This is a genomic window from Staphylococcus sp. HMSC072B07 (assembly GCF_001815505.1).
GTDB classification, from domain to species: domain Bacteria; phylum Bacillota; class Bacilli; order Staphylococcales; family Staphylococcaceae; genus Staphylococcus; species Staphylococcus simulans.
In genome coordinates, this window is sequence record NZ_KV820909.1 from 1 (window position 1) to 643 (window position 643).

The following is a 643-nucleotide window of genomic DNA, read 5'->3' on the forward strand; positions in this document are numbered from 1 at the left end:
TCCACAGTTACTCGAATAATTAATAAAGCTGCTTCTCAAATAGCTCAAACACCGTTTAAATATTTACCGGAACACTTGATGATGGATGAGTTCAAAAGTGTTAAAAATGTTGTCGGTAAAATGAGTTTTATTTATGCAGACGCAGTAACACACCGTATTATTGATATTGTGCCTGACCGTAGGTTATTTGCTTTGAAAAACTATTTCTATCGTTATCCTCTTTCTGAAAGAAAACGTGTGAAAACAGTGTCTATCGATATGTACGAACCTTATATGGCTTTGATCAGAGAAGTTTTTCCTAATGCCAAAATTCTAATAGATCGTTTCCATATTGTTCAGTCTTTAAATAGAGCCTTGAACATGACTCGAGTAACAGTTATGAATAGTTTCAGAACAACTGAAAGACCTCTATACAACAAGTACAAGCGCTACTGGAAGATTCTTTTAAAACCATATGAACAACTTGAAGCTTTTGTTTACAGTAAGATGCCTTTATATAAACAATGGAAAACACCGAAAGGTGTTGTCGAACACTTACTGAGTTTTGACGAAAGACTTTTAAACACACATACACTCGTAAATGAGTTAAGATCCACATTGAAAGAAAACAATAAAGCTGCTTTTGAAACTGCCTTGAAAAATA

Annotated in this window: 1 protein-coding gene; it reads left to right on the top strand. The window is 33.7% G+C overall.

The window, feature by feature from the left end:
• Positions 1-643: transposase (locus HMPREF3031_RS05995; RefSeq protein ID WP_142351313.1), on the top strand; the 643-nt coding region annotated here is incomplete at both ends.